Here is a 6,931-nt window from a genome sequence, read left to right as displayed (position 1 = left end):
GACATTCAGCCCACAGAAGCCGAGCGGCAGCTTTTGGAAAATCTTGCCGACCACGTGAGCGACCAGAAGGGAGGCGCGTAGCCGCCCCGCAGCTATCGGTCCCCAATGTCGGCTTAGGGCCGAATGCGCACGCGAACTTACCTTACCCCGTGGAGCAACGAAATCGTCGGCCCTTACCGCAATTGGGATCCCAAGTCTCTCATTCCTCCACCCTGTCACTCCCGCCACCTTTGGAAGCATCCACGCCCCGCGCGCACCGATATTGGGTCCTTGTCCCCTTCCGCTGGAAGTCTCGCCGCTGCAGAAGGAAAAGCCGAGGCCTTTGGCCAAAGGAAACATCCTCCGGCGCCATCCCGGGCCCAGGCCCCATGCAGACGGCCTGACCGCTGCGCGCGTAAAGCGAGTGAGGCAGTCGATGGTGCGAAAGCTCCCTCGGTTGCGTTTTGGGGGAGGTCAACAACCGGCTTCTCGCTGGTGTCGGAATGCGAGGATGTGAACAACGTCCTTGTCCGGGTCGTGGCGATAGAGGGCGACATATCCACTCGTGCCAAAGAGAATTGGCAGCTCTCGCATCGCATGGCCACCGATCACGGGACGTCCGAGGAGCGGGGATGTTTCAAGTTTGAGCAGGCATTGCTCGATGGCCCAGGCAGCCCGGGATGCGGCCTCCGGCGATTGCCGGGCCAGGAACTGGCGGCATCGTCCGATGCCCAGCGCCGCGCGCTTTGTAACGATCAGTCGTGGCACTCCGGCGGTGCCTTTTCATCCGGCGTTCCCCAACTCCGCAGCCAGGCACGCACTTCGTCACCCGTCAGATGCTGGCCATCTGCCTGATAGTCCAGCCAGGATTGTTCGGCCTCCGCAAGAAAGCCGGCCCTCGTATCTTGGCGCTCCAGATAGTCTTGGACGGCCTCCTGCAGCAGCTGCTCTTCCGTGCGCTGTGTGCGGTTCGCCAGATCTGTCAGCCGGGACTTCAGTGCATCGTCGAGGGTTAAAGGGTGGTTCATCCGTTCACCTGTCGTCGTGGTGCCTCTGGCATCATATGGCAAACGCCCCCGGCTGTCGACGCAAGGCATCCGCTGAGAGGATCACCGCTCCCGCGTCCCCGCCGCCTCACGCCGCCCGGCGCGTGCCCGGCTCGCCCTGGCTGCTCTGCCCGCCGATCTCGAACCTGCCGATCAGCTGGAACAGCGCTTCCGCCTCCTTCGCCAGCGAATGGCTGGCCGCGGTGGATTCCTCCACCATGGCGGCGTTCTGCTGCGTGCCCTGATCCATCACCGCCACAGCCAGGTTGATCTCCTTGAGGCTCGTCGCCTGGTCACCGGAGGCTTCGACGATGGCGGTGACGTTCATGCTCACCGCCTGCACCTGGGCCACGATCTCCTCCAGCGCTTTGCCGGTCGCCACCACCAGCTCCACGCCATTCTTCACCTGATCGCCGGACTTGCCGATCAGCGCACGGATCTCCTTGGCAGCACTTCCGGAGCGCTGCGCCAGTTCGCGCACTTCCTGCGCCACGACGGCAAAGCCCTTGCCGGCTTCTCCGGCGCGCGCCGCCTCGACGCCGGCATTCAGCGCCAGAAGGTTCGTCTGGAAGGCGATCTCGTCGATGACGCTGATGATCGTGGTAATCTCCTTCGAGGAGTCTTCGATCTCCTGCATCGCCGAAACCGCCCGCCCGACGATCGCGCCGGAACGTTCCGCAGCCGCGCGGGTGTCATGCACCTGCCGCCCGGCCTCGCGGGCACGATGGCTGGTCTCGCCGATGGTCGTGGTGATCTGCTCGAGCGCCGCTGCCGTCTCCTCGACGGAAGCCGCCTGGCGCTCGGTCCGCTTCGACAGGTCGTCTGCCGCCGAGTGGATCTGGCTGGAGCCGGCCGCAATCGCCTGGGCATTCTGCCCCACCCGGCGCATGGCATCCTCCAGTTTCTCAACGGCCACGTTGAAGTCCACCCGAATCGCGTCCAGTCGCTCGGCGAAGGGCTCGCGGATCCGGTGCGTCAGCCGGCCCTCGGAGAGTTCGCCGAGCGCATGGCCGATCTTCTCGACGGCAAAGCGGACTTCGGCCGCCTCCTGTGCCTGCTGGCGCTCGCGCTCCAGCCTTTCGCGCTCCGAGAGTGACCTGTTGGCCTCTGCCTCGCGTTCAAGTCTTATCCGTTCGCGCGCATTGTCACGGAAGATGACGACGGTGGAGGCCATGACGCCGATCTCGTCGCGGCGTCCTTCGCCGTAGATGGTGACATCGAGATCGCCATGCGCGAGCCGGTCCATCGCCGAGGTCATCGAATTCACCGGTCGGATCACGCCGGCAACCACGGTGAAGATAGAGAAGGCTGCGAGCCCGGCCGCCACCCCGGAGAAGGCGATCATCAGGGTTGTCAGCATGTCCTCCAGCTCGTTCCCGGACTGAAGGTTCTCCTTGGCGACGCGGATCTGCAGCTCGATCAGCTTCGAGATCTCGGTGCCCAGCGGATCGATGGTCGGGTAGAGCTTATGGTCCGCAAAGGCTGCAAGACCCACCATGTCTTTCGCCGCCAGCAGTCCCTGCAACTCCTGGACGCTCTCGTCCGCCGCCTGTCGAACCCTGAGGAATTCATCGGCGATGCCTCTTTCTTCAGGGGTCAGATAGGTCGCCCGATAGGCCGCCCAGCGATCTTCGATCTTGTCGATCGCAGCCTTGACACTCCGTTGCCCCTGTTCGACGGTGAAGGCGCCCGAGCGCACTTTGTGCACGGCATCGACGATGTCCACGGCATAGGCATCCGAAATCACCTTCAGCTGCTCCATCGGGATGACCCGGTCGATAACGATCGAGTTTGAGAGCTTTGACTGCTCGTTGATGGTGTAGAAAGAGAAGGCGGAGATCACCACGATCACGGTGGTCAGCAGCGAGATGCAGGCGAGCGATTTAAGACGAATGGTCATCAGAGCCTCGAATGCCTAAGCGATTTGATAGTTCCGGGCGTGCGGTGCGCGGCGATATCCCGTGGCACACCGGCACTGGAAAACACGGATCACGGACCGCCTGCATGGGAGAATGCAGAAGCCGGTGCTGTGTCGTCGCAAGGGCCGACCTGCAACGCCCGGGGTTTACGTCTGTACACTTTGCCAAGCTTTGACTATAAATTAGCCGTATTGCTCAGTATCTGAGCAAATCCAGAAGAACAAATCCTTAACGCGGCAACTATTGCGAGCACAATGCTGTGATCATGGGGCGTTCGCGCGTATATGAGAGTGTGCGTGGTGATTTTTTGGGCGAAATTTCTCACCCGCCCTGGAGCAACGCACCGACCGTTCCGCCGACCAGCAGGATGATCCCGATCAGAAAGGTCAATGCCGCACCCGGTCCGCGGCTTTTCGCATCGGCGTAAGTTTCGGCGGCATAGAGCACCCGCGCCGCCGTCCAGCCGAGACCAAGCAGCCCGGCCAGGATATCGGAGACATAAAAGCCGAAGATCCACAGCGACGGCAGAAACAGCACCATCTGCTCCACCGTGTTCTGCTGCACCCGGAAAATCCGTTCGAAGTCGGCATTGCCGGCTGTCTTCGGCGCCTCGACCCCGAATGTCCTGCGTGCCTGACCGACCTTCAGGAGAAACCAGCAATAGGTCAGCAGGGCGGAAAAGGTGGCAAGGATGGTAAAGCGCATGAAGGAATCCGGGCAGAACACATGGTTAACCAATCCTTGGTAGGCGGGCTGTCATGAGAAGGCAAGCAAGCAAGGTTACGCTCTGTCTGCGATCGTGAACGCGCTTGCGCTTGTTCGCCGGCATCAATTCCGCCATCATCCAAATGAACGCTTCGGGTCGTGATGGACCCTGCAGGACGAAAGACAAAGAGACGCAATGACCACCGATCCCTTCAAGTTTGGCCGCGCCTACGACCTGCACGAGCTCGTCGCCGACGGGATCATTCATGGCATCGGTGTCGTCTTTGCCCTGGTCGGCGCGACCGCGCTGATCTTCTATGCCACGGTCTATTCCGATTATGCCAACATCGCCGCGAGCTGGATCTATGGGCTTGGCCTGATCATCGCGCTCGGCGTCTCCTTCACCTACAACATGTGGCCGCATTCCCGCGTGAAGTGGATCCTGCGCCGCTTCGATCACTCGGCGATCTTCATCCTGATCGCCTCCACCTATACGCCTTTCCTCGTCCAGGGCGCCGACCGGCCGCTCATCCTGGCGCTCCTCATCGGCATCTGGCTCACGGCCTTCACCGGTATCTGGCTGAAATTCCGCTTCCCCGGCCGCTACGACCGCCTCGCGATCCTGCTTTATCTCGGCATGGGCTGGAGCGGCGCGCTCGCCATGGGCCCGCTGTCCGAGATCATCCCCGGCGTCACTCTGACGCTGATCATCGTCGGCGGCTGCATCTATTCAGCCGGGGTCGTCTTCCATGTCTGGGAACGCCTGCGCTTCCAGAACGCCATCTGGCACGCCTTCGTCGTCACGGCGGCAATCGTGCATTATTCGGCCGTGTTCACGGCAATCAGCCTGGGCTGAGGGCCGCTTGGCCCCCACGCCGCCATCCTCGGCCTCCGTTGCCCGAGGATCTGCCAAGACCAGCCCCAGTCTCGAGGCTGCCATTCTCGCGGAACCCGCTGCCGCGGCGTGATCCCCGCAAGACGCCCGAGCTGACAGAACCTAGGCCCGCTCAGATCCCCGTCAGCGACCCGCGCCGCTCGATCTGCCTGGCCGTGGCGCCAGCACCGATCCGGAAGCCTGCCAGCGTCACCGGATAGGTCAGCACCAGCGAAACGCCCGCCAGCACCAGCGCCGCCACAAGCGGCGTCATGCCCATCTGCGCGGCGAGCAGGGCCAGTTCCGCCTCCGTGATGCCGTTCAAAAACACGATCCCGAGCAGCACCAGCGATCCCGTCACCACGGCGACGAGGGCCAGCAGGCCGGAGAGCTTCAGGCTGGTCCCCCAGCCCGGCCGGGCCTTCAGTTTTTCAGCCAGATGAGAGCCCGCAGCCGCACCGGCCGCAATCAGCACGGCCACATTGGCGCCCGATGACAGGCTGTCGCCCCAGCCATAGGCGTCGAGCACCAGCGCCAGAAGGAAGATCGCAAATTGCGCGCCGATCAGCACGAGCATGTAGCGGGTGATCAGGCCTGGAAGGAGAGATGTCATCGTGTCGGTTTCCGAAAGTCGTGGCTCTTGCCTTTATACCAAGTGTCGGTGATAGGAACCTATAGGCCACCTTTGGTGGGCTTCCCGCCCGTTCCGGCGTCGTCGAGCTCCTTGACCGATGCGTCAGCATCGCTCTTCGGATCTCTCCTAGCCAGAAAGGACGGTCGAGCCGATCCTAAAGGCTTCTATCATCGACACTGGGTATTCGCCCCTTGTTGCCCGATGTGTCGATGCGGCGAAGTATCGCCCGTCACATCTCAGTCCAGAATGGCGGTTTTTCCGCCGGAAAACAGAAAAATCCACTGATGTCCACGCCCGCCACCCTTCGCGACGCAACGCCCGCCGATCTCCCCGCCATCCTCGCCATCTACAACCATGCGGTGGCCGAAACGACGGCGATCTGGAACGAGACGCTTGTTGATCTCGACAACCGCAAGGCCTGGTACGATCTGCGCCAGGCGAGAGGCTTCCCGATCCTCGTCGCCGAAGTCGAGGGCAAGATTGCCGGCTACGCCTCCTACGGCGACTGGCGCCCCTTCGATGGCTTCCGCCATTCGGTCGAGCATTCCGTCTATGTCGAGAAGGATTTCTACGGTCGCGGCCTTGGCAAGGCACTGATGACCGCGCTGATCGAGCGTGCCAAGGCGGGCAAGATCCACGTCATGATCGCCGCCATCGAGGCCGGCAACACCGGCTCCATCGCCCTCCACAAAAGCCTCGGCTTCCGCCTTGCCGGCACCCACCACGAGGTCGGCCAGAAATTCGGCCGCTGGCTGGACCTGACGATGATGGAGCTGAAGCTGGATTGAACCCCACCTCCCCCTTGAGGGGGGAGGTCGCGCGGAACGCGCGGGTGGGGGTGGCATCCGGCGAGTTCGGCGTAGCAAGCAGGGGCAAGCTTGGCACCGTTCACCCCACCCCGGAGCTCCGCTCCGACCCTCCCCCTGAAGGGGAGGGCGGACATCCGGCCGTGCTGCCGACCGGCATTTTTCGCAAGCCCGCTTTACAACGGGTCGGCTATCGGGATTTATCCTGTTTTTTGGCAGGAGATCCCCATGACAATCGAAACCTGGCTTGCCTTCGCCGCCGCTTCCGCGGTCCTCTTGATCATTCCCGGGCCGACCATTCTCTTGGTCGTCTCCTATGCGCTGGGCCAGGGCTGGCGCAGCGCGCTGCCGGTATCGATCGGTGTGGCGCTCGGCGATTTTACCGCCATGACGCTGTCAATGCTGGGCGTCGGCGCCATCCTCGCGGCCTCGGCCACGGTCTTCACCGCCCTGAAATGGGTGGGTGCTGCCTATCTGATCTATCTCGGCATCAAGCTGTTTCGCGCCGGCGGCGCGCTCGATGTCGAGCCGAGGACCGATGCCGTAAGCACGATGAAGATGGTCGCCCATGCCTGGGTCGTCACGGCGCTGAACCCGAAGAGCATCACCTTCTTCGTTGCCTTCCTGCCGCAGTTCCTCGACAAGCATGGCGACTTCTTTACCCAGATGGTGATCTTCGAGACCACCTTCCTGATCCTCGCTTTCCTCAATGCCGCCGGTTACGCCCTCATCGCCTCGCGTGCCCGCAATCTGGTGCGAAGCCCGAAGGCCATCGGCCTGTTCAACAGGACCGGCGGCACGCTTCTGATCGGTGCCGGTGTCGCCACCGCAACGCTGCGATCGGGGACTTGAACCACGAGGGCGTCAGGCGCCCGCCCACCTCCCCCTTGAGGGGGGAGCGACTGTCTTGGCAGTCAAGCGTTTTGCCATGGTTTTTCGTCCCGGATGATGGCGTTGAGGATGGTGAG

8 protein-coding genes are annotated in these 6,931 nt (G+C 62.8%); 3 read left to right on the top strand and 5 right to left on the bottom strand.

The genetic code is table 11. The features are described from left to right. Positions 1–453 precede the first annotated feature (453 nt). From H6M51_RS23985 to H6M51_RS23970, 4 genes are all read right to left on the bottom strand, one after another. The gene (locus H6M51_RS23985; RefSeq protein ID WP_185812280.1) at positions 454–747 is read right to left on the bottom strand and encodes a type II toxin-antitoxin system RelE/ParE family toxin; all 294 of its coding nucleotides are present in this window, start codon (positions 745–747) and stop codon (positions 454–456) included. Next, on the bottom strand, positions 735–1,007 hold the full coding sequence (locus H6M51_RS23980) for a CopG family ribbon-helix-helix protein (RefSeq protein ID WP_185812279.1): 273 nt from the start codon (positions 1,005–1,007) through the stop codon (positions 735–737). Before H6M51_RS23980 ends, H6M51_RS23985 begins: the two co-directional genes overlap by 13 nt. Positions 1,008–1,113: 106 nt before the next feature. Further along, positions 1,114–2,925, bottom strand: a complete 1,812-nt coding sequence (locus H6M51_RS23975) for a methyl-accepting chemotaxis protein (RefSeq protein ID WP_246780674.1) — start codon at positions 2,923–2,925, stop codon at positions 1,114–1,116. Between the two features lie 340 nt (positions 2,926–3,265). Further along, the gene (locus tag H6M51_RS23970; RefSeq protein WP_185812278.1) at positions 3,266–3,649 is read right to left on the bottom strand and encodes an MAPEG family protein; all 384 of its coding nucleotides are present in this window, start codon (positions 3,647–3,649) and stop codon (positions 3,266–3,268) included. 196 nt (positions 3,650–3,845) lie between these two features. Between H6M51_RS23970 and H6M51_RS23965 the strand changes: the two genes are divergently transcribed. Further along, entirely contained in the window at positions 3,846–4,505 is a 660-nt protein-coding gene (locus tag H6M51_RS23965) for a hemolysin III family protein (protein WP_185812277.1), read from the top strand. A gap of 151 nt (positions 4,506–4,656) precedes the next feature. On the opposite strand, the gene H6M51_RS23960 is transcribed toward H6M51_RS23965, so the two are convergent. After that, a complete protein-coding gene (locus H6M51_RS23960; protein WP_185812276.1) occupies positions 4,657–5,136 on the bottom strand; it encodes an ABZJ_00895 family protein in 480 nt (159 codons plus the stop codon). 305 nt (positions 5,137–5,441) lie between these two features. Here H6M51_RS23960 and H6M51_RS23955 point away from each other — a divergent pair, with 305 nt between their 5' ends. Together H6M51_RS23955 and H6M51_RS23950 are read left to right on the top strand one after the other, a co-directional pair. Further along, complete coding sequence (locus tag H6M51_RS23955) at positions 5,442–5,945, top strand: GNAT family N-acetyltransferase (protein WP_185812275.1); 504 nt, start codon at positions 5,442–5,444, stop codon at positions 5,943–5,945. Between the two features lie 246 nt (positions 5,946–6,191). Next, complete coding sequence (locus H6M51_RS23950; RefSeq protein WP_185812274.1) at positions 6,192–6,815, top strand: LysE family translocator; 624 nt, start codon at positions 6,192–6,194, stop codon at positions 6,813–6,815. The last annotated feature ends 116 nt before the right edge of the window (positions 6,816–6,931 follow it).

Source organism: Rhizobium sp. AQ_MP, from assembly GCF_014237835.1.
Taxonomy (GTDB): Bacteria; Pseudomonadota; Alphaproteobacteria; order Rhizobiales; family Rhizobiaceae; genus Allorhizobium.
Note: the sequence above shows the minus strand (reverse complement) of the source record. Positions and strands in the feature narration are given on the sequence as shown.